This window comes from Lentisphaera marina (assembly GCF_028745505.1).
Lineage (GTDB): Bacteria > Verrucomicrobiota > Lentisphaeria > Lentisphaerales > Lentisphaeraceae > Lentisphaera > Lentisphaera marina.
Window position 1 is genome coordinate 213,359 of sequence record NZ_JAQZZL010000002.1, and the last position, 22,662, is coordinate 236,020.

The 22,662-nt window shown below is 40.3% G+C and carries 20 protein-coding genes; 9 read left to right on the top strand and 11 right to left on the bottom strand.

The window, feature by feature from the left end; translation table 11 throughout:
- Positions 1-8: 8 nt before the first annotated feature.
- The 4 genes from PQO01_RS11885 to PQO01_RS11900 all read right to left on the bottom strand — a co-directional run bounded on the left by PQO01_RS11885 (position 9) and on the right by PQO01_RS11900 (position 4,010).
- The gene (locus PQO01_RS11885) at positions 9-1,313 is read right to left on the bottom strand and encodes an RsmB/NOP family class I SAM-dependent RNA methyltransferase (protein WP_274314249.1); all 1,305 of its coding nucleotides are present in this window, start codon (positions 1,311-1,313) and stop codon (positions 9-11) included.
- Positions 1,314-1,334: 21 nt separating this feature from the next.
- Positions 1,335-2,507, bottom strand: a complete 1,173-nt coding sequence (gene lpxK, locus PQO01_RS11890) for a tetraacyldisaccharide 4'-kinase (protein WP_274314250.1) — start codon at positions 2,505-2,507, stop codon at positions 1,335-1,337.
- Between the two features lie 31 nt (positions 2,508-2,538).
- Positions 2,539-3,024 carry a nucleoside-diphosphate kinase gene (gene ndk / locus PQO01_RS11895; protein WP_274314251.1) on the bottom strand — a complete coding sequence of 162 codons (486 nt, stop codon included), beginning with the start codon at positions 3,022-3,024 and terminating at the stop codon, positions 2,539-2,541.
- Between the two features lie 119 nt (positions 3,025-3,143).
- Positions 3,144-4,010, bottom strand: coding sequence for an esterase/lipase family protein (locus PQO01_RS11900; protein WP_274314252.1), 867 nt, complete (start codon positions 4,008-4,010; stop codon positions 3,144-3,146).
- Between the two features lie 165 nt (positions 4,011-4,175).
- Between PQO01_RS11900 and folK the strand changes: the two genes are divergently transcribed.
- The 9 genes from folK (at position 4,176) to PQO01_RS11945 (ending at position 12,950) form a co-directional block, all read left to right on the top strand.
- On the top strand, positions 4,176-4,643 hold the full coding sequence (gene folK / locus PQO01_RS11905; RefSeq protein WP_274314253.1) for a 2-amino-4-hydroxy-6-hydroxymethyldihydropteridine diphosphokinase: 468 nt from the start codon (positions 4,176-4,178) through the stop codon (positions 4,641-4,643).
- The gene (locus PQO01_RS11910; RefSeq protein WP_274314254.1) at positions 4,640-5,326 is read left to right on the top strand and encodes a DOMON domain-containing protein; all 687 of its coding nucleotides are present in this window, start codon (positions 4,640-4,642) and stop codon (positions 5,324-5,326) included. The genes folK and PQO01_RS11910 overlap by 4 nt, the downstream gene beginning before the upstream one ends.
- Complete coding sequence (locus tag PQO01_RS11915; RefSeq protein WP_274314255.1) at positions 5,323-6,720, top strand: HAMP domain-containing sensor histidine kinase; 1,398 nt, start codon at positions 5,323-5,325, stop codon at positions 6,718-6,720. Before PQO01_RS11910 ends, PQO01_RS11915 begins: the two co-directional genes overlap by 4 nt.
- A 2-nt stretch (positions 6,721-6,722) precedes the next feature.
- Entirely contained in the window at positions 6,723-7,193 is a 471-nt protein-coding gene (locus PQO01_RS11920; protein ID WP_274314256.1) for a T6SS immunity protein Tdi1 domain-containing protein, read from the top strand.
- Between the two features lie 119 nt (positions 7,194-7,312).
- Positions 7,313-8,653, top strand: a complete 1,341-nt coding sequence (locus PQO01_RS11925) for a P-loop NTPase (protein ID WP_274314257.1) — start codon at positions 7,313-7,315, stop codon at positions 8,651-8,653.
- Positions 8,643-9,320: a hypothetical protein gene (locus PQO01_RS11930; RefSeq protein ID WP_274314258.1), complete on the top strand. Its 678-nt coding sequence runs from the start codon at positions 8,643-8,645 to the stop codon at positions 9,318-9,320. Before PQO01_RS11925 ends, PQO01_RS11930 begins: the two co-directional genes overlap by 11 nt.
- Before the next feature lie 14 nt (positions 9,321-9,334).
- On the top strand, positions 9,335-10,444 hold the full coding sequence (gene ispG, locus PQO01_RS11935) for a (E)-4-hydroxy-3-methylbut-2-enyl-diphosphate synthase (protein ID WP_274314259.1): 1,110 nt from the start codon (positions 9,335-9,337) through the stop codon (positions 10,442-10,444).
- Positions 10,444-11,793, top strand: coding sequence for a lipopolysaccharide core heptose(II) kinase RfaY (locus PQO01_RS11940; RefSeq protein WP_274314260.1), 1,350 nt, complete (start codon positions 10,444-10,446; stop codon positions 11,791-11,793). Before ispG ends, PQO01_RS11940 begins: the two co-directional genes overlap by 1 nt.
- The gene (locus PQO01_RS11945) at positions 11,793-12,950 is read left to right on the top strand and encodes a class I SAM-dependent methyltransferase (RefSeq protein ID WP_274314261.1); all 1,158 of its coding nucleotides are present in this window, start codon (positions 11,793-11,795) and stop codon (positions 12,948-12,950) included. The genes PQO01_RS11940 and PQO01_RS11945 overlap by 1 nt, the downstream gene beginning before the upstream one ends.
- Here PQO01_RS11945 and PQO01_RS11950 read toward each other — a convergent pair.
- The 7 genes from PQO01_RS11950 to PQO01_RS11980 all read right to left on the bottom strand — a co-directional run bounded on the left by PQO01_RS11950 (position 12,947) and on the right by PQO01_RS11980 (position 22,575).
- Complete coding sequence (locus PQO01_RS11950; protein WP_274314262.1) at positions 12,947-16,042, bottom strand: AsmA family protein; 3,096 nt, start codon at positions 16,040-16,042, stop codon at positions 12,947-12,949. The two genes, PQO01_RS11945 and PQO01_RS11950, sit on opposite strands and share 4 nt — an antisense overlap.
- Positions 16,043-16,110: 68 nt before the next feature.
- Positions 16,111-16,377 carry an HPr family phosphocarrier protein gene (locus PQO01_RS11955; RefSeq protein ID WP_274314263.1) on the bottom strand — a complete coding sequence of 89 codons (267 nt, stop codon included), beginning with the start codon at positions 16,375-16,377 and terminating at the stop codon, positions 16,111-16,113.
- Positions 16,378-16,509: 132 nt separating this feature from the next.
- Positions 16,510-18,591, bottom strand: coding sequence for an ATP-dependent zinc metalloprotease FtsH (gene ftsH, locus PQO01_RS11960; RefSeq protein WP_274314264.1), 2,082 nt, complete (start codon positions 18,589-18,591; stop codon positions 16,510-16,512).
- Between the two features lie 9 nt (positions 18,592-18,600).
- Positions 18,601-19,107: an FHA domain-containing protein gene (locus PQO01_RS11965; RefSeq protein WP_274314265.1), complete on the bottom strand. Its 507-nt coding sequence runs from the start codon at positions 19,105-19,107 to the stop codon at positions 18,601-18,603.
- An 88-nt stretch (positions 19,108-19,195) separates the two neighbouring features.
- Entirely contained in the window at positions 19,196-21,484 is a 2,289-nt protein-coding gene (locus tag PQO01_RS11970; protein WP_274314266.1) for a tetratricopeptide repeat protein, read from the bottom strand.
- Positions 21,481-21,897: an ExbD/TolR family protein gene (locus tag PQO01_RS11975; RefSeq protein ID WP_274314267.1), complete on the bottom strand. Its 417-nt coding sequence runs from the start codon at positions 21,895-21,897 to the stop codon at positions 21,481-21,483. The genes PQO01_RS11970 and PQO01_RS11975 overlap by 4 nt, the downstream gene beginning before the upstream one ends.
- Before the next feature lie 3 nt (positions 21,898-21,900).
- Positions 21,901-22,575, bottom strand: coding sequence for a MotA/TolQ/ExbB proton channel family protein (locus PQO01_RS11980; protein WP_274314268.1), 675 nt, complete (start codon positions 22,573-22,575; stop codon positions 21,901-21,903).
- Positions 22,576-22,662 lie beyond the last annotated feature (87 nt).

Below are 22,662 nucleotides of genomic sequence, written 5' to 3' on the forward strand. Positions count from 1 at the left end.
TTGTTCCTTTAAATTTTTCTCCGAAAACGTGCTGCAAACATGGCGTCACAATCTTCTGGTGAAGGCGATATGCGTAAGATACCACCTGTAGACTTCAGAGTCAAAGGATGTGGAAAATCCTCTAAAGAAAAGTCGGGATGGTTTTTGAGAAAGTTTTCAACAATTTCTTCGTTTTCACGAACACTAAAACTACAGGTTGCGTAGACGAGAACACCGCCCGCTTTCACTCCAGGAGCTGATTTTTCTAAAATATCAGTTTGGATTTTAGCCAGTTCTTCACAGTCCTCGGCAGTGCTACTCCATCGAGCATCAGGGTTGCGACGCCAAGTTCCTGTGCAAGAGCAGGGGGCATCGACAAGGACGCCATCATAGGGACGCTTTTTTGATGCTGAGCGTGTTTTCTTTAAATTCTTGGTCGTGATATTAGAGAAGCGGGCACGTTTGGCGCGTTTCTTTAAGTCATCGAGTTTCCATTCGCGAATATCAGTGGAAGTGATTCCGCCCTTGCTCTCCATGTGGTCTGCAAGTAAGAGTGTTTTTCCGCCAGCTCCTGCGCAAACATCCCACCAACGTTGTCCGCTTTGAGCATTGCAGGCAAAGCCAAGACTTTGACTAGCGAGGTCTTGAACTTCAAATTGACCATCGCGAAAGCTTTTGAGTTCGTAGAGATTAACTCGTGGATTAACAATTTTGATAGCTTTTTTCATGATCGCATGAGGGTATATATCAAAATCTCTTTCTTTGAGCTCTCGTAAAGTATTATTTTTGTTCTGTGGTCCCTGTAAACGAATCCACATGGGTGGACGCTTTTGTAGGTCGATAATGAGTTCTTCTAAATTAAAATCTTTAGGTAATTCATCCACAAACCAAGCTGGAACCAAGTCGGAGTTGTTGAGTTTCTTTAAGCCAAAGTGTTTACCCATCCATAGACGTTTATCATCAAGTTTTTCTTTAGGGACTTGTTGAGTGTTGACGCCAGCTAATTGTGAAATGTATTCAGCAACGGGTTCACGGTGGAGATTATCTAAGCAGAGAACTGCGGTGATCGCAGAACAAAACTTTTTGTTTTCACTGGGGATAGCTGGGGCTTGTTCAGGTAAAATATCTTTTACCCAACCAAACCAACGATAAAGGCTGTAGAGAGATTCGGAAATAAAGCGACGATCACGTGAACCGTACTTTTTATTGTTACGGAAAAAACGACGAAGTTCTTGGTCTAAAGGATTGCGAGATTCGCGAACTTCATAAAAGATTTGGGCAATAGCTTCGCAGTAACTACGCGCACGTGCTTGAGTGAGTTTTTGATTATTCATACCTGCAAGATGCGAGGGAATTTAAGAAAAGCAAATACGGCTGATGCACTCATTGAAGCTTTCTTCGCCACTGAGGATGTCGATCTCAACTCTTAAATAGGTAATGTCAATGGAGGAGTTTTTGATTTCAGGGAAGCGGACGGCGTCCTTTTCTGTAGTGACAATGAGCTCGGCACCTGCGGCTTCAGAATTTTTAACAAAAGTTTCTACTTCATCTTGGTAGTACATGTGGTGATCCGCGTAGCGTTCTTTGTAGACGATTTCGGCGCCAAAACCTGTAAGAAAATCCTCAAAACTTTGGGGTACGGCAATTGCGGAGATCGCAGCGATTTTTTTGCCTTTGAGTTCAGCTAAAAGAGATTGCTCTTGCGAAATGAGGCTCTTTAAATATTTGGGCCTGTGTGTGCATTCAATGATCTCCGCTTTAGTATTGTGCTTGCGGATGAATTTTTTTAGGTGGCGTAAGTGATTGCCACCATTGGCTTTTGTGAGGAAAATAAAATGCGCACGACGCATGTTTTTGATGGGTTCACGTAAAAGTCCACGTGGGAGTAAAAAGTGATTGGAGAATGGGTTGGTGCTATCGATAAGTAAAATGTTAATGCGGGGTTTGAGTCGAAGCTGTTGGAAACCATCATCCATTAAAAGGGTGTCGGCTTGATAATTGCGGATGGCAAAGCGTCCACTTTTGACGCGGTCAGGATCGGTAAGGACAATCGCTTCCGGGACATTGCAAGCAAGCATATAGGGTTCATCGCCAGCCATGTGGGGACCGAGTAAAACTTCGTTTTTTCCTTCGGATACAATTCTGGGGGGACTGACGGTTTTTTTGCCGCGAAACTTATCGAGAAGTTTAGTTTTTAAAGGCTTGCTCTTACTGCGGTAACCACGAGATAAAATGGCGACGCGACGGCCTTTCTCAGTGAGGGTGCGAGCAAAAATTTCGGTGACGGGAGTTTTACCGGTTCCACCAGTAGTCAGATTGCCAATAGAGACAACTAAGCAACCTAAAGTGCGGTCGCGAAAAATTCGTTTATCATAAAGGAAATGTCGAGACTTAACGATTGAACGAAAGACTTTAGATAAAACAAAAAGGTTGGATTTTATCAGAGAAGGACCAAAGCCTAGCTTATTCCCATTAATAATGGAAAGTAAATAGTTTTCTGCCTTCTCTGTAAAATCTCTTAAACTCATAGAAAAAGGGCTCTCATGAGCCCTGCTTCACTTAAAAAGCGAGAAGCTCGTCAGTGATTTTTCCGTATTCAATGATTTCGTCATCAGTGAACCAAAGTTTAACTTCAGTTAGAGCTTCTTCTGAAGAACCAGAAGCGTGGATGAGGTTGCGGATAGGCTTGTCATCAGGCTCGCCAGGAGCTGGGTAAGATTGGTGAGCAAAGTCACCACGAATTGTACCAGGAGCTGAAGAAGCAGGCTCAGTTGCACCAACCATTAAACGAATTTTCTTAACTGCGTTAATGCCACCAAGAGCAAAAACGAGAACGGGACCAGAGAGGATATATTCTTCTACTGTGGGGTAGAAACCTTTGTCAACGTGCTCAGAGTAGTGTGCGCGAGCCATTTCTTGTGTGGGTTGAACAAATTTCATTCCGTGAATCTTGAGGCCAGCATTCTCAAAACGAGTGATGATACTGCCAACTAAGCCACGCTGAACGCCGTCAGGCTTGATGATGATAAGTGATTTTTCGTACATGTTTGTATTCCTTAGTTTTAGTGGAGGATTGATTTCGCCTAAGATTAAACAGAGTCTATAGAATACAAGTTTGGAACGCTTCAATACTAGCGAAATTTATGACATAGTTCCTTAGGACTTTATTTGAGCTCAAGAAATTTTTGTATTAGGTCAAAACTTTTGTCGTGGTTCATGATGAAAGTGTGACTTGCATCAAGTTTATGGTGAGCCTTGGCCCCGACTAATCGTGTGCGACTTTCGCAAACGATACCATCACTATTTTCATTGAAGAAAAAACCTAAGGGCCAATTACTGAGTTTTGGAGGGCGATTGCCAGCAATTGTTATAAATTCGCATTGTGGATTAGCTAAGTTTTTCATGAGTTCGCTAGAAGGGTAGAGTTGAGAGCCTGAGGGGCCTAATAAGAAATTGATATTTAAGCTTTGGAGTGTTTCACAAATTGTCGAGCCTTGGTTAGGGGCTGCTAAAAGAATAGCGCGGTCAATGGGAGTAGAAGCCTTACATTTTCTAAGAAGAATGCCGCCAAAACTATGGGTGATAATGTAGTTCTGGCTAGAGGGATGTTCGCTTATGATTTGTTCGATTCGTGTGGCTAAGTTGTCGGGCTTGTTGAGCATGCTTGAGTATTCTAGGTTATGGACAAGGTGGCCTTTGGCTTCGAGTTTATCCTGTAATTTTGCCATGGAATGATGACTTCGACCAAGTCCGTGGATGAGGAAAAACTGTTTGGGGTGGATGTAGGGCGCTAAGAGAGTAAGTTTGGTGCGGCAAAACTCTTCACTTCCCCAATGGTAGCGCAAGTAATTATCTTTGAGTACTCGGCAATGCCCAGTAATTACATTTTGCTGAATCTTGTATTTGCCAGCGACTGAAATGTCATTCCAAAACTGCATGCCACCTAGAGTAGGTACCGCCGCGAAGCTTTGCATATTCAATATAAGAATAAAAAAGAGAGGGATGCGCAAGAGACGAAATCGAGAAATCATAAAAAGCCTTGTTTATAGAGTTGAGCTAGTTTATCATCATCTTGCTGCGTAGCCATTTAATTATAGTGACGCCCTCTATTGATTTAAGTGATATAAAGTCGATCAAGTTGGTTAAATAGTCGAGCTGGGTTTATACTTCTTGATGATAATTTTAGGTTTTAAGAAATGAAGAAAAAAGTAGCTATAGCCTTGGGCTCAAACTTGGGGGATCGTTCGAGTTATTTTGATTTTGCCTTGGGGCGCTTGCAAGAAGAAGGTTTAAGGGATTTGCGAATGGCGCAAGTGCTCGAAAGTGAGCCCGTTGATTGCCCTAAAGGTTCAGAAGTTTACTTGAATTCTGTAGCGATTGCCTACTGGGAAGGTGATGCTATTAGCTTGTTAGAACTTTGTCTTCAGATTGAGAAAGAGGCGGGAAGACAGCGTACGGGTTTGCTTAATGAATCGCGATTTTTGGACTTAGATGTTTTGCTTATAGAGGAGGAAAGTTACGAGCTCCCAAATCTCATAGTGCCTCACCCCCGCATGTGCCAACGGGATTTCGTCTTAGGCCCATTGGCAGAATTACAGCCTGATTGGCGGATTCCAGGGGTAGACTTAACGGTGAGTCAGTGTTTAGAGGAACTCCAGAAATGAGGTTTCTAGGCTTATTACTTTTAAATTTACTCTTATTTATCTCCGTCCTAAGTTCAGCAGAGTTAAAAGTGCAAAGCTTTGATGGTGTGGACTGGAGCAAAGTTTCAGCTACAGAGACAAAAGTAGTGGGCTATGAAAAGCCTTTGAAAGTACAAGTCGCTGTGGACGGGGAGCGTTTGTATGTACGTGTGCGAATTCCGCAAAAAGAGCCCAATTTAAAGCATCGTCCTTGGGTTCTCAAAGATGAAAAGTTTGTCGTGGGCAAACAACTTGAGGATAGCTTGGCATTGCGCTTTTCGCAAAAAGATAAAAAGGTTCAGGATCTATGGTTTTGGGGGGTGAATCGTACTCAATGGGGTTTTGCAGATGATGGTTTTTTTATGGATGAAAAATATTCCCCTGATGTAGGAAAAGGCCCTTGGAAGTTGAACTTAAATTTAGATACTTTACATCAGAATCGCAACCGTTACTTATCACAAGAAGCCTCTGCGAGTCGAGCAGATGTGAAAGTCAGTACTAAATATCTTAATGGTGAATGGCGTCTTGTTTTTTCAAGGTTGTTAAACACGGGCAATGATGATGACTTAAATTTAATGAGCGAGTTTAGTTTGTCTTTGTCCAAAGATCTAAATAGTCCTCAGTCAGAGGCTCTAAGTATATCTGTAAGTGAGCTTAGAAAATGAGTTTTAAATTATTAAAAAACTTTGTTCTCATTGTCTACCTTGCTCTAGGATCCTTGTTTCTGTATATGCAATACAGTGAGTTGGAAGTTCTGAAGAGTGGAGTAGCCGATAATGGGGGATTAAAAGAGTATCACGATTTGAAAAACTTTGAGAAGAGATGGGCTGAAGAGGGTTCATTTGAAGGGGTTCCGAGTTCAATTAAAGGCGATATTCAAGAGTATGAATTTTTAGTTTTAACATTGAAAGAACAGCAGGCTTTTGATGATGCTTCTGAAGAGTTTTTTTTAATTCAAAAAAGTGTTTCCGAAAAGAAAAATAGTATTTCCGATATTGTTCACAATAAAATGTTATCCTATGTTGAATCACATGTGGAGCAAGAGGGGCAGAAAATTGAATCCCTATTATTAGCAGGGGAAAAAAGGTTTTTAGGTTTTCTTACATTTTTTCTTGGCTTTGGGGCGCTGCTTATTTTTCTTATTCGGTCAGTGCGAAAGCCTTTAGACGAGATGGCAGAGGCAATGCGCGAAGTTCGCAAAGAGAATTTCACTTATAGTTTACCGATCGACGAAGAGCGTAGTGATGAATTAACTCAGTTGAAACGAGATTTTAATATCATGATCCGTAAATTAGAAATTCTACATCGACGTACGGAAGAAAATCGTGAACAATTAGAGCACGATGCTAAGCAGTTGAAGGAATCAGTAGTTTCAAAGACGCGCTTTATTCGGCATCTAGGGCACGAATTGCGATCTCCGCTAGCTGCAATTAGTAGTTTCTCTGAGTTGATGTTAGAAGGGATGCATGGTGATATAACCGTTAAGCAAGAAGCGAGTTTGCAAAGGATTATGAGCAATGCTCAAAATCTTTTGGACTTAGTCAACGATCTGGTGGATCAAGCCAAAGCTGAAGCAGGGTCTTTGGAGTTGAAGTTAGAGCCTAAAGAATTAAAACCCTTTTGCGAAGAAGTTCTAGAGAGCGTCAAGATTGAGGCTGAAAAAGGCGGTTTGAAGGTGTCGACAATTTTTGATGATGAAGTCATGATTTGTGAAATCCATGAAATTCGTTTTCGCCAAGTTTTAGTGAATCTAATTAGCAACGCGATTAAATTTAGCAAGCAAGGAGGCAAACTAGAGTTACGTGTGTTGCGCAAAGGAGATTTAGCTTTTGTTGAGATAGAAGACGATGGCGTGGGTATTTCTCTCGCAGATCAGCGCAATATATTTATGGAATTTCATCAAGGAGAAACTTTTCAGAAAGACCGTGGAGCAGGCCTAGGTTTGCACCTCTCGCGGCAAATTGCCCGCCTGCATGGTGGTGATATAACAGTTATAAGTGAACAAGGAAAGGGAAGTGTATTTCGAGTGCAGCTTCCTTTGAGCAAAGAAAAGGTGTAGTTATGGAATTGAGTTTGAATGAATTGTTATGCACTCCGCAAGGGGATGTAGAAAGAGAGGAGATTTTAAATTCTTGGTCATGGCTGACGAATGATCTGCCAGTTCTTTTTACTGCAATGGGGGATGTTTTTGTTCAGGCAGATGATGCGACGGTTTCTTTACTTGATGTTACCGCTGGTGAACTGATTCTTGTGGCAAAAAATGGTGAGGAGTTTCAAGCGCTCTTGACCGATGTTGACTTCTTGACTGAAAAGCTATATGCCGAAGCTGTTGCCAAATACCGAAAAATTGGCAAGCGATTGAATGCGGGTAAATGCTATGGTTACAAGCAACCCTTAGTCTTTGGTGGTGATGAAAAAGCACATAATTTGAAGATTTATAATATTGAAGATTACCTGAGTTTGATGGGTGATATCCATGAGAAAATCAAAGATTTACCTGAGCAATCTGAAGTTGAAATTGATTTGTCTTAGTTAGCTAAAGTTTCTACTTGCGTAGAGTCCTTTAGAGCTATGGAAAACATGTTGACATGAAGGGACTTTAACCTATCTTTGAGCTTATTAAATTTATAAAGTTGAGTTCAAAAAATAAGATGAATAAAGAAGAAGCCGTTTTAGAAGTTTTGTCCGTGATTATCGATCCTGATTTGGGCAAAGATATCGTGAGTTTAGGCTTTATTAAAGATTTGGAAATAACCGACTCAGGTCAAGTGGATTTCTCTATTGAGTTGACCACTCCAGCTTGTCCAGTCAAAGAAGAGTTTCGCAGTCGTGCAACCGCTTTAGTTGAGAGCCTATCTTGGGTGACTGAAGTCAATATTACAATGACAGCACAGCCACAGAAGGATATTAATGCGAATCGCGCAAAAGGCGTTGCCAAGGTAAAGAACATAGTTGCAGTCACAAGTTGTAAGGGTGGCGTGGGTAAATCAACCACAGCAGTTAACCTCGCGTACTCACTTAAACGTACAGGTGCTAAAGTTGGTATTTTAGATGCGGATATTTATGGCCCCAGTTTACCGGTGATGGTTTCGCCTGAAGACACCGACATTTACCAGGGTGGAGGCATGTTGCTTCCTTTGGAATACGAAGGTGTTAAGTTAATGTCTTTTGGCTTTCTCAATACAGATCAAGAAGCGGCTATTATGCGTGGTCCGATGGTGAGTCAAGTCATAGGCCAGATAGGCGGTGGTTGTGATTGGGAAGAACTGGATTATTTAATTGTCGACTTCCCGCCCGGCACAGGTGATATTCAGCTCACCTTATTACAGTCTTTGCCCTTTACGGCAGCAGTCATTGTGACCACACCTCAAAACCTAAGTTTCATCGATGTGATTAAAGGCATCAAGATGTTTGATCAACTTCAAGTCCCAAGCGTGGCTGTCGTTGAAAACATGTCTTACTTTACTTGTGGTAATTGTGATGAGAAGCACCGACCCTACGGCCAGGGGGCTCTGAAGAAATTGGTAGATATGTATGGTTTCCGTCATGCATTTGAGTTGCCCATAGATGTCGACTTGAGTAACGCGGGTGACACGGGGATTCCTCCAGTTCTAGCAGAGCCAAATGGTCAATTGGCGCGCTACTATAGCGACATAGCCTCATCAGTGGCACGCGAAATTAGTCGTATTAAATTCATGGCAAAGGATAAGCCTAAAGTTGAGTTTATCGAAGATCGTGGTGTCGTTCTAAGTCAAGGTGAGCAAGAATTAGTTTTTGAGCCAAGAGAATTGCGTTTGTCTTGTCATTGTGCAGCATGTCGCCATGAATTCACTGGCGAAAAGCTATTAGATGAAAAATCTGTGCCAGCAAACGTTAAGCCAGAAAGCATTCGCCCCATGGGGAATTATGCCGTTTCAGTTATATGGTCAGATGGTCACAGCAGCTCAGTTTATGCCTATGACAAATTGTTTGAGATGAAAGATGAAGTTTGATGACAATATTTGGTATGCGGTTAATCAGACTCGTATTATTTTAGAGCCCGAGAAAGTCTTGGAAACCTTTGGACAAACAAAGATTAAATATCGCATAGTTTGCCCGACAAATGACAGCTTGTGCAAAGTTCGCGAAGGCGTTGTTTTAACAGAGAAGCCATTAATTATGAGCGCTAGTCAATTTGCTCAAAAAGTACTTGAAGGCTTTGGTCAGAAAGCAAGTGAATATGCGGATTGGCTAAAAGGCCATGGTGAATTATTGAATGTGATTCAATATGGTCTACAGATTCGCAAAGAAGAGATTTCCGAGAGTGAAATTCACGAGGGCTTGGAGACGGCGATCAGCAAAGTTGTTGAAGTCGCTGAAAAAGATTCAATGATTAATGTGGTGATTCAGGGAGTGGATGAAATGTGGGAAGTTTCCTTACTCAAATTCATGCAATCCTACATGCAGCGCTCTGCTCCAGTGAACTTTCAAACATTTCAATCCCATCAGATCAATGCCAAAGAGCAAATAGGTCGTGAACAAGACAGCTATATCGAGGACCGCTTTTATGAGGCGCGAGGCAATAAAGCAAAGATTAATGAATTAGGTAGAGAACTACAGAATTTTGGTAGATTTAACGAATTTGAAGACCGCTTTTACGCTTTATTGCGTGAGTGTTAAGTAGGAGAATACAGATGGCAATACGAGAAGTTAAAATTGGAAGTCATACCATAGGAGAAGGTCACCCGGTCCTGATTCAATCTATGGCCGCGACGCGTACACAAGATTTGGAAGCGACGCTCGAACAAGTTTTATTATTGGAAAAAGCAGGTGCAGGCATTGTGCGTGTGGCAGTGGACAACAAGAAAGATGTTGAGGCACTGAAGTGGATTCGAGAGCGCAGTAAGGTTGAGCTTTCAGTGGATTTACAAGAGAACTATCTTTTAGCTGCTGAAGTAGCTCCATTTGTGGCTAAATTCCGTTATAATCCTGGACACTTACATCATCTGCAGCCTTCTAAGACAATAGAAGAAAAAGTGGCGTGGTTAGTGGATGTGGCTAAGGAACATGATTGCGCGATGCGCGTCGGAGTGAATTGTGGTTCTGTGGCGCCTGATTTTTTAGAAAAGTACGATGATAAAGAAGAGGCAATTGTTGCGAGCGCCCTCTATCATGCCAATTTGTTAGATAGCTTGGGTTTCACTCGTTACTGTGTATCCTTAAAGGACTCTGATCCAAAGACAGTCCTTCGCGTCAATCGCAAATTTTATGCTGAAAAGCCTGAGGTACCCTTGCATTTGGGCGTGACTGAAGCAGGGATGCCACCAGCGGGTGTCGTTAAAAGTCGCGAAGCTTTTGAGCCCTTATTAAAAGATGGTATTGGATCAACTTTACGCGTGAGTTTAACTCTGCCTTTTGCAAAGAAAGATGAAGAAATTCGCGTTGGACACAAAATTGTGGAAGATGTTTTAGCCGGTCACTTTTGGAATCAAGAGTATGTGCAAGATGGCTTTAATATTATTTCTTGTCCAAGCTGTTCTCGTGTCGAGAATGAAAAATTTATTCAGCTCGCTGAAAAAGTCCAAGAATTTACTGAGGCACTTCCCAAAGATAAGCCAATGACGATTGCGGTAATGGGATGTCGAGTCAATGGCCCAGGTGAAACGGATGATGCCGATGTTGGCTTGTGGTGTGGCCCAAGACATGTGAATATGAAACGTGGTGGTGAGGAAGTTGGTGCCTTTACCTACGATGAAATCATTCCTAAGTTGAAAGAAGAAATTGATTGTTTCTTAGCTAAGTAATGGACAAATTCTTTATTGAGTCTCTTTCTTTAGACTTACTGGAGGAAGTGAGAGTGCTTCCCGGTAAGCGCTACGTTTGTCGTGCCCAGCATTCACAGAAAGAAGTCTTTGTAAAGTTTTTTTATGGTAAGAATGCGGAGCGTTATTTTAGCCGTGAAAAGGAAGGTTTAGCGCTTTTAGCAAACAATAATTTTTTAGGACCAAATCTTATTCAAGATGGGACGATAGAAGGTGCGCTTTTACCTGATGACTGGGAGCTGTACGGTAAGGCTTTTTATATAATTACGGAGAAAATCGAAGGTCAGAGTCTTTTGGATTTATGGCAAGAGGAAGATTCCGACAAGAATGCATTACTCCAGAAACTCGTTGTACAATTATCGCATTATCACAAATCTGGGATAATGCAGACGGATATACATTTTGGCAACTTTATTATTGTGGAAGGGCAAATTGCTTGCCTAGATGGTGATGGTGTTAAAAAATCGAAATCTCAATTAAAACATTTAGAAAACTTGGCACTCATGTGCGCACAAGCAGGTTTTTACTGCCCCTTATCAAACGAGGAAATCTTAAGTGCTTATGCAATTCCAGTTCAAGAAGAGCAATTTGCTAAGGTGTTTCACGAAAGACGCCGGTGGCGCGTCGAACGCTTATTACTCAAAGTGCAAAGGAATTGTACTGCGGTAAGTGTGCGCAGTAAAAAAACGGATACTTTTTATATAAATAAAAAGTGGGATAGTGGGGATCTACAAGACTTTCTGAAAGCTCCCGATCAAGCATTGGAAGATGGCTCTGCAAAAATGTTAAAAAGTGGTAATACTTGTACCGTTTATCAGATTGAGATCAATGATGAACCCATGGTGATTAAGCGCTATAATCCTCGAAAAGGTTTAAAGGGAAAAATGGACGTTTTACGTGCGGGACGCTCAAAGACTTGTTGGTCTCATAGCTTTGCAATGCGCGATAATTTTCTGAGTACACCAGAATCAGTCGCTTTGCTCATACGTAAGGAAGGTGTGAAAAGGCGCGATTGGTTAGTGACTCGTATGGCGGAAGGTGATTTGTTATCTGATTACGTCCAGGATTTGAGTATGGCTGAAAAAGTACTTTCCGAGGTTCAATCTTTTTTTGATGCAATGAAGCAGGGACGTTTTTCCCATGGTGATTGTAAGGCGACTAATTTCATTGTGAATCCCGATGGGAAACTTCAAATCATCGATTTAGATTCCAGTATTTTTCACAAATGTGGAACTAGTTTTGAAAAAGCTTATAAAAAAGACAAGGCTCGCTTCTTAAGAAATTGGCCCGATGATATCAAGAAATTTTTCACTGAAAAGTTGGTGTTTTGATGGATAAAATCACTGAGTTTATTGATGATTTAAGCGCTCAGCTAGATGTCGAAACACTTTCTAAGTTAAGTTTGAGTATGAAACGAGATAAGAAAGCAGAGCTCAAATCTGTTTTTGTGAAATCAATTATTTTGCGAGATCAGCAAATGCTTTCATTTGTTTATCGCTACCCGACTAATGATCTTACCAAGAATTTCTCAATTGCGGAAGGTTTAGAGAATGTGGAAAAACTACTGAAAGATCAGTTTTATAAAGCGGACCTGATGAGTACAGAGCGAGATGTTTTTTTGACAATCGATAAATCTGGGAAGGGAAAGATTAAGCGCAAGGATTCTAATAAGACAGAACAGAAGACGAATTCAGCTAAGCATGATAAAACCAAGAAGCGATTGATTGATCTGAAGAATAACTATTATTTACAAGCTTTAGACATAGTAGCAGATGGGAAAGTTAAGCGTAATCGTGAGGATAAATTTCGCCAAATCAATAAGTTCGTTGAAATTATGGGGCATGTTTTATCCAATAAATATACCGAGCCTGTAATAGCGGATATGGGTTGCGGTAAGGGCTATCTAACTTTCGCTTTATATGACTACTTAAGTTCACTATCGATGAATCCAAAAGTTGTGGGAGTCGAGCTACGTCCTAAATTAGTTGACTTTTGTAATGAAATAGCGAACAAGGCAAATTTTGATAATTTGAAGTTCGAATCGGGTTATATAGGGCAATGGGAAATTGAAAAGCTCGATGTTCTTATAGCCCTTCACGCATGTGATACAGCGACAGACGATGCGATTTATCAAGGGATTAAATCTGAAGCCAAAGTAATTGTCTGTGCTCCATGTTGTCATCAACAAGTGAGAAAATCACTGCAAACCACTGGTGCTTTAAAAGACATAACGCGTCACGGCATACTTATGGAAAGAGAAGCCGAGATCGTTACTGATAGTTTGCGAGCACTATACTTAGAGGCTAGCGGTTATAAAACAAAGATTATGGAATTTATATCCACTGAGCATACGCCCAAAAATTTACTTATTATTGCTGAGAAGCATGACAGAAAGCTTGATTCCGGTGTATGGGATAGGATTGAGTCCTTAAAGGCCGTATGGGGCTTGAAAGAGCATTATTTAGAGAAGCTGATTAAATCTCTTTAAAAGAGTCCATCAAGCAGGTCTAAAACTTTTTTTGTTTTAGAGTCTTTCTTCTTTTTGCCCTGTTTTTCGCGTTCTAATTGTCGTTCTTCTTCGCGTTGCTTGAAGATGTCTAAGACGCTTTTTGCCGATTGTTTATTGAGTTTGCCTTCACTGAGGTTTTTAGCGGATTCTAGGTAGTCAATATAAGGGCCAAATTTACTTTCTGAATTGAATTGAATCTTAGTAAAAAGAGTACTGAACTTACCGTCTTCAGCACTAGATAAAAGTTCGATAAAGTCATCAAATTCATACCATTTCTTATCTTTGTTATAATCTAAGAAGTCATCAAGTTCATTGATGTTGTCTAAGATCGTTTGCGGAGGAATTAAATGTAGATAATCTGATCCTATGAAGGATGCCCAGGTGAAAAATTGTGAGTTAAGTTGCTTGTTTTTCTGATAGATTTTACCATGTATATCACAGCCCCCTTTTTCTCCCATGAGTTTGAGCTTTTGGAGTTTGATTTGTTGAGGTGAAAAATCCATTTTTAATTCGCCTTGATCAAAATGTAGATCCTCAGGTTTGAAGCCAAGGTTTTTACTAATGAAAGTTTTTTCTTCTTTTTTAAGGTCGAGTTTAAGGTTGCTTATTTGCCAGTCAATATTGCCATTTTCAAGTTTAGTAAAGACTTCTTCAGGCGTTGAACCAGAGCTTTTAAATTTAGTGTTGTTGAAAGTGGCAAGACCTTCAAAATGATTACTAAAATTTGGATTCAGATTTTTGATGATGGAATCAATGTAAGCTAAATCAAGCGTGCCATTGAAATTAGATATTTCGTATAAATCCTTGCTGTATGAAGCGTTGAGGTTTAGTACATGCGGACCTTGAACGAAACTAAAATTCTTGATAGTGAGTGCATTCTTGTCATGATTTATGTTTGTTGCTATAGCAAGTGGGGACATTTTCATTAACTGTAGAGAGGGGAGTTCAATGCGAGAGTTCAGTAAATTGAGTTTTGAGTTTTGGCTCAGATCAATTTTGACTTCGGAACTAAGTGCTTGTTGTTTGAATTTAGGTGGGGTGTTGTTGAGGAGTGTGGCAATTTCTTGAATATCTGGAAGGTTTAGTTTTGGGATACGAACCGTAGTCTTCTGAGTGTCACTTAGGATCTGATGATGTATATCAAGAGAGTTGAATTTTAATAGGGCTTTATTGTGGTTTGATATGCTTACATTGCTCATTGATAAAGCGTGGACTTGGCCTAGTAGGTCGGTATTAAAGTCGAAGGCTCCATCTGAAGATATATCGTTAAAATCTTTGAATCGTGTACCCTTTATCGAGAATTGCGAGTTTGAAGCTAGTCTTTCTTGGCTTTGCGTGAATATAAAATCTTTTAAATCAATAATGATGCTTTGTTTAGGGAAACTGTGTTGTGTTGGAGATTTTAAGATCTTAGCTTCGATTTTCATTAGAGGGGAAGTAAGAGTGTTCTCAGTAAATTTATCACGACTATCAATACTCAATGTTTTTGCGTCTAAATCTACTTTCCCCAGAGCTTTATCGTCAATAGAAAGATTGAAATCAGTTAGTATGGTTTTAAGTGCTTTGTTATTAAATGCAAAGCTTAAGGAACCATTAAGTTCTTGTGGAATTTTTGCGTGTTGAAGTTTAGTGCTAGAAAGAAAAACGGTGCCTAAATAGCTTTCATCTTTTTGCTTTAATGTAAGCTTAGAATTGAGTTGCCCATGTAATTCTTCTTCTTTCTTCAGGAAGCTGTTAAAGAGGCTGAGATCTAGTTTTGACGCCTGTAGATCTCCATTTATAGTCTGCTTATTAACATTAGAATCTAGATGTAGGAAAGTATGTCCTTGTATGTCAGAAGCCTTGAGCTTTAAATTTAAAGCACGAAGGCCACTTTCAGAGGCATCAAGGTCTAGAGTGATATTTGCACTTACTTCATCTTTTAATAGTTGCTTCTTTTTACTTCTAGTCATGGGGATATTACTTACATTGAGTTGGCCTTGACTTAGGAGCTGTTCTTGATTGATTTTGAAAGAAAATTCACCTTTTATATCTGTATTGGTGAAGCCTGTTTTGTGTCCAGCCTGCTTATTATAGGAGAGCCAGCGTGTTAAAGTTTTCGATTTTGGTGCAAGGCTCAAAGTTATGTTGAGCAATGAGGAATCCAGTTTTTTTATCTTGAGTTCGGTGTTGATTTCTGTTGGCTTGACTTCAGCATTTAAATTAAGCTCGGAGTGCCGTACATTTTCATCTTTACATACAATGTAAATTTCATTGAGTTTGAGTACGCCTTGCTTAAGCTCGCTGATGACTTTCATCTCCAAACTTAAGTTATTAATGTTTTTAATTTTACTACTGCTGATCTCTGATATGCTAAGTTTACTTTCTGTTGATGCATTTGTAAGCTCGGGATTAAAATTCCCTGAACTCAGTAGTTTGATATTTTTACATTCGAATTTCTGTTTGTTGATATCCTCATGAAGATAGGATCCATTAAGAGAGATATCGAAGTTTTGAGCTGGTCCTAAGTTATTTATTGCAAATGATTCAATATCGAATTCTTGAAGCGCAGATTTTCCATAACGGTTATCTTTTTTAATTGAAATTGTACTTTCGCTAATGCTTAAGGTATCAAGATGAAATGATGGCAAATCAATTGGTTTGATTTTTTTGTTTATTTGTTGAGGAAGTGAAAATAACTCTTTAAGAAATAGTTCTTGGATTGGTTGTTGTTTGGGCTTGTTAGTAGACGTCTTTTTTTTGCTTACTTTCTCAAGCTTTAAAGTTTTGATTTTTGTGGGGTCCGACTTGAGTTTACCCGTAGCATCGTATGCCAAGTTTATCTTGGCACTATTGAGAGTGATATTGTGAACTTTATAGTTCTCTTTTAAGCAGGCAAATATATCGACCGATACGGTGAATTCTGCTGCTTTAATTGTATTGGGTCCAGAGTAGGCATTAATGCCTTTTAAGGAGATTTTTCCTTTTAGGAGGGAGAGTTCGATAGAGTCAGCTTCAATAGTGAATTGAGTCTTTTCTTCAATTACAGGGAGTATATGTTTTCGGCTGAATGTTTCTGAATTTACATACACAAAAAAAATCCCCAAAATGGCACATGCACTAAGGGGAAGTATGATTAAGAGCTTTTTAGCTTTGGATTTCATTCGCCAAATTTAGATTCGAACAAGTCTTTTATTTTATTAATGGCATCTTCAGAGTCTGGGCCATTGGCTTGTACATCAAGTTCCTGACCGCAAGCGGCAGCCAAAGACATTAGATCAAGGATATTGCGACAATTAGCTTCTTCGGACTCAGTCTTGAGTAGAACCTCGCTTTCAAAGCCTCCAAGAGCACGCACGATCATAGCTGCAGGGCGAGCGTGCAGTCCATATTCGTTTGATACAGTAACTTTTATTTGTCGATTCAAGGTTTTTCCTCAGTTAAAATTGGCTGTGCAATATTAAGCGAGACTTTATATAGTCAATACCAAGTTAGGTAAAAAAGCAAGAACTTCATAAAAATTTAATTCTTGCTTAATAAAGCCTCTTTGTGTAGTTAGCTATGCTTTATTTTCAGAGTCTGGGTCTTCAGCTTTTTCTTCTGAAGCCTCAGAGGTTTCATCATCCTGAGCTGCTGTATCAGTTTCTGAAATCTTCGGAGTGTCCTCACTTTCTGGACTCTGGGGAGCATCATCAAGTAAGTCATTGATGTTTTCTTTAGCCAAAGATTGTTCGAGTTTTTTGTCGAATTCTTCTTCGTCAGCCTCCATCATGTGCTGTAAGTCTAGTAGTTCGTAAACTTCATTGGCACTCATAGTCTCGCGTTCGAGGAGAGTTTCAGAAAGAAGTTTAAGTTGATCTTGGTTTTCTACTAAGATGTCTGTGGCCACTTGATATTGTTCGTCAATTATTTTTCTGACTTCAACATCTAAGCTTTTGCCAACTTCTTCAGAATAATCATTTTTCATTGAATATTCACCGTCACCACTACTGTAATAAATGAAGCCCATTTCACCCATGCCCCAATCACGTACCATTCGGCGAGCAATGTTAGTGGCTTGACGGATGTCGCCGGAAGCTCCATTTGTAATGTCACCAAAAGTGAGTTTTTCAGCAATTTGGCCACCCATAGTAGTTGCGATTTCAGCAAGAAGTTCCGTACGAGTTGTCGTGTATCGGTTGTCTTCAGGGAAATACATTGTAGCACCTAAGTATGCGTTGCCTCTGGGCATGATGGTTACTTTGTGGAGTTTATTCATGCTGCCGGCATGTAGGCTTACTAAGGTGTGGCCAGCCTCATGATAAGCCGTTAAGCGTAGTTCGCGCTCGGACATTTTCATGGATTTTCTTTCTTTACCCCAGCGAACTTTATCGCGAGCTTCTTCCATGTCATTGTGTTCAATCGATTTTTTACCAAGACGTGCAGCAATTAGAGCACCTTCATTAATAACATTTGCTAAGTCAGCACCAGAAAAACCAGGTGTGCCACGAGCAATGAGCTTGAGGTTGACATTTTTGCCGAGTTTAACTTTTTTGGCGTGAACTTTAAGGATTTCTAAGCGACCACCTAAGTCGGGGAGGTCAACATTGATACGGCGATCAAAACGTCCAGGTCGTAATAAGGCTTTGTCGAGTACATCTGCACGGTTAGTGGCAGCAATTAAGATAACACCGTTCTGGTTCTCAAAGCCATCCATTTCAACAAGCAGTGCATTAAGAGTTTGCTCACGTTCATCATGTCCACCGCCTGTACCACTTGAATTACGTGCACGACCGACTGCATCAATTTCATCAATAAATAGAATACATGGCTGATGTTTTTTGGCTTGTTCAAAGAGGTCACGAACACGGCTGGCACCTACGCCAACAAACATTTCAACAAAGTCAGAACCACTCATAGAGAAGAAAGGAACGCCAGCTTCGCCAGCAATGGCTCGTGCCAGTAGAGTTTTACCTGTGCCTGGAGGGCCTACCATTAAACAACCTTTTGGTAGGCGTCCGCCCAAATTACGGTATTTTGCAGGATCTTTAAGGAAATCAACGATTTCTTCCACTTCTTCGCGGGCTTCAGAAACACCAGCAACATCAGAGAAAGTAACTTGTTCAGCATTAGGGGCAAACATTTTAGCTTTGCTTTTACCAAATTGCATAGCACCGCGACCAGCACTTTTAAGTTGACGGGCAAATAAGAAATAAAAGAGGGCGACAATGATGATGAGTGGCAGTATGAAACTGACAATCTCGCCAAACATGGCGTTCTTTTTCTTGTTTTCGTACGGGATGTTATATTTTCTTAGAGCTTCAATTGCGGGCTCAGCAATTAAGATATTAACGGTACGAGATTTATTCTCTGCAGTTACTGTCTTGCCGTCTTCTTTTAATGTAACTTCAAAGTCGACTGCCCGACTCATCCCTTTGTCGTAATGAACAACAACTTCTTTTACTTTGTCAGTTTCAAGTAGTTGATAGAATTTAGATTCTTGAATTGAGTTTCCGACTTCTTTTTTATCGTTTTGATAAATGAGTAGTAAAGGGATAGATACTAAGATTACGATCCATAGCCAGCCAGCCATACCTTTTTTTGGTTCATTTTCTCCATTGTTCGGGGGGCGATTAGGCCCTCCTTGGTCCTTTTCGGGCATCAGTGTTCCTTAAGCTAGCTTTTTGACGAGGAAGAAGATAACGACGCCGAGTACGACGACAAGTGCAGCGATGATGCCAATAATGACTTTGCTAGTACCTTTTCCGGATGTGGAAGCATTAATGCCTCCAGATATATTTTTAAGTTCGCTAGGATCAAAGGCTCCGCCTATATCATCCAAGCTAATGGCAGTTTGAGTTGTTATAGCAGTGGTGTTCCCTTTTTCTTCGCAGTCGAACAAGAGCTCGATACCACCAACTTGTAGTATGTCACTATTGTTAAGGATTTGCTCAGTGATTCTGATACCATTAATGCGAGTGCCGTTAGTGCTACCTTTGTCGCGAGCAGTGTAGATTTCACCATTGCGTTCAATCTCAGCATGGTATGAGCTGATTGTTCCGTCGGGAATACATATTTCTCTTTCATCAGTACGACCAATTGTATAGAGGTCGCCTGTGAGCTCAAAGTTTTTGCCACGCATTATTTCTGATAGGACAATAATTTTAGGTGTTGCCATAATAACCTTTTTCGTCAAATGAAATTATTTATAAGATATGAGCAAATATAGATCGTTTTGTATGTTCTTCAATAAAAAATGCCAAAAGCTAATGCTTAGCAAGGTTTTTTGAGATAAAATTTGCGACATTTGGCCTTTTTATGTAGGCGGGAAAGCGTTTTTTGAGTTCTTTAAGTAGTTTTTCGGCATCTTCAGAACGTTTTAGCTTCTGGGTAGATTGTATGGCGAGAAAGAGGCTGTGTGAGGAGAATTGCCAATCATTAAACAATATATAAGCACGGTTGGCACTCTTCCAACTTTGCTCATAATCGCCTTGGAGATATAGGTGGAGAGCTTTTGTGTAGAGGTAGAGAGGGAAGTCGCCAGGGTGCCACTGATTGATTTTTTTGATAGTTTCGAGGGTGCGATTAGCTTTGTCCATTTTGCCTAGTTTTATCAGTAGAAGTGTTTCTATGGAAGAGTAAGCACATAGGTTTTTTTCGTCTAATTGATCCACGGCAATGTCGTTCAGAGCGGTTTTACATGATTCGTAATCTTCGAGGCGCAGGTAGATACGGGCTCTTTGCAGTGAATAAAAAGTAGGGTCGTGATTTATGCTTTCAGATGCAAGAAGACTAGTTTTTAAATGGTTCTCTAATTCTAATAAGCGACATATATCTTCTTTCTGATTATCGGACCAGTTGAGTTCAAGGTTGAGATTTTTTGTGAAAATAGATTTGTAGATCAATGCAGCTTCACTTTTTAAATCTTGGAGTTGATAAGAGTTGGCCAATAAATTTAGGGTTTGACCTAGAGTTGTTGGGTGTGTGATGAGCTTAGCTGATTTTTCTAAGGAAATGGTAGCTTCCTTTAGGCGGTTCTGTAAATAAAAGGATCTACCTTGGAGCATGTATAGCAAGCCTTGATCTTCCGCTTCAGTAAAGTCTTCAAGAGTAAGTAATATAGTCTCGTGAACTGTGTCCCATTCTTTTTGACTTATTTTAATTTCGACTCCTAGAGTAGCTTTTTTAAACTTCAGATTTGGGCTAGGTTGAGTTCTGACTAAGACTTCTTCAGCGTGCTGGAACTCTTTAGCTAATAAGTAGTTTTCAACGGATTTAAATGAAGCGTGGCTCTTTTCGTCAGCAGTAGAGAGGCTAGCTAGTTTTTGCCACACTTCAGCACTTTCGCAAAAGCGTTTTTCTTGAGCAAGTGTTTGAGCTAAGAGTTGGTGGGCGTTCTTTACGTGTTGCCATGCAGGAAGGTAGGTGTTGAGCGCCGCCTGGAGTTCACTTATCGCAATAGTCTTTTTGTTTTGTTCTAGAGCTAATAAGCTGTTTTTATAATGGAGTTCAGCTCTGAGTGATGAATTTGGATATTTTTTGTCAAAAGCCTGGCTCATTTCTAGGGCTTTATCTAGCTTTTTGAGTTGGATTTGACTGTAAATTAGGTAGGCGGAGGCTTGGGTGGCTTGTTTAAAGCTTTCTGATTCAAGACACTGAGAAAAAGAAGTGATAGCTTCTTGGTAAAAGCCTAATTGGTAATAACAAATCCCGGAAGAATAATGCACCCAAGGTAGCTCTTGGCTTGTAGGTTTTTTGATGGAAGCGATGGCTCCACGAGCCTGATCATATTTATTTTGACGAATGAGTGCTAGTGCATATTGGATAGTTAGTGGATTTAATTCTTGGATCGATGCTTGGTGTTTCTCAAGCTTTTTATAGGCAGCAATTAGTTCAAGATCTCGTTCTTGAGTGGCTAATATTTTGATGAGTAAAACAAAAGCTTGGATTTTTAATGGGTGTTCTTTGCTCATTTCAATTAAAGAATTGAGGTGCTGCTCAGCTAAAGGGAAATCTTCTTGCCCCAAATACAGAGACGCTAAGGCATAGTGAGCGTAAATTCTGACCTCTTTGTCCTCAGCTTTACCTTTCTTACTTAACGCTAGGAAAGTGTTTATGGCTTCTTGGTTTTTTCCTTGTTCAAGCAGGAGTCGGCCGTACTCGTATAAAGTGTGTTCTTGATAATTCGTTTTTGTGGCAATGATTTCTTTGTAAAGTTGCTCAGCCTTGGCGTATTCTTTTTTTTGAATCAGTAAGGCGGCTTTTTTTAGTTGGACGACAACGCGTAAATTCGGATCTTTTTCTACCTCGATATAAAGATCAATATACTTTTCTGGATCTTGCTTAGTTTGTTCACAGCAAGTAATGATTCGTAAGAGCGCATTTTTTTCAAGTTGGCTACCAGAATTAGTAAGTAAACTCTGGTACTCTTGTAGGGCATCTTCATAAAAACCACGTTTATAGAGCCCTTCAGCAAAACTCCATTGTTGCTTTAAGTCATTTTGAGAAAATGCACAAAGACTTGTAAAGAACAAGCCTAGTAGGATTTTTCTCATTGATCTTCTCCAAGAGTGGCAATGCGCACATTTTCGATGGAATGGCTTTTGCAAAGGTCAAAAATCTGCACGTAATTTGAGAAGGCAGCTTGTCCATCACAACGTATGATCACTGGTTGGCCAGTATAGTAAGAAGCAATATCAGCTAAAATGGTATCGATCTCTTCTAGGCTTTTTTCGCTATTATTAATGGTGAACTTCCCCTCTTTATCAACGTTGATAATAACTTCTCCAGGGTAGCGAGCATTGTCTTCGCCAGAGGCGGCCTTTGGGACAATAATAGAAATGTTCCGTTCGAATTGTGAATAGACTGAGGCAACCATAAAAAAGATTAAAGTCAAAAAGAAAATGTCGATCATTGGGGCTAGTTGCGGCCCTTCATTATCGCTTGCTGAAGGTCTTTTGAATTTCATATTCTAAGCCTTTTTCATGAAGCGGCGTAAAACTCTAGCACTTTTTTGTTCAAGAATATCTGTAAGGTGACCAGCGCGTTGGCGCAGTAGAGAATGACAAAACATAGCGATTAAACCAACAATGAGGCCGGCGGCGGTTGTCACCATAGCTTGAGCAATACCATCTGCTAAAGCAATTGGTTTAACGGCACCAAAATCTTGTTTTAAACCCGAGAATGCTTGCATCATACCGAGTACAGTACCGAGTAGTCCAATCATGGGAGCAATTTTAGCAATGTCACTCACGTAAGAAAGTTTGTGATGAATGATACCAATCTGATGAGAACCTTCACTTTCAGCGGCATCTTTAATCATATCATAGCTTGAGTCAGTGTCGGCATGCATTTGTTCAGCTGCAGCTCCAATGATGGCTCCAGCGGGGCTTTGTGAACCTTTGCAGAGTTGTGAGAGCGCTTCCATGTCGCCTTTTTCAGTTAGAGTGGCGGCTTCATTGATGAAATTGTTGGGGATTAAAACTTGTTCACGCAAAGTCATGAATAAGAGTGCAACAAGCGCAATGAGGAAAAGGGATAAGGCAACAAGAACGAGTAGGACAAATCCTCCTTGTGAAAGGATCTCTTTGAAACTGCTAGAGTTTTGTGCGGTCTCTGCTGCACAAAAAAGGGAAGAAAAAAGCATGAAGGACTCCGTAATAAGTTTGCAAAATTTCTATAGTATATTCCCGCTTTTGAAAATATCTCTTTCGGGCTTAAGTTTAGATGAAAA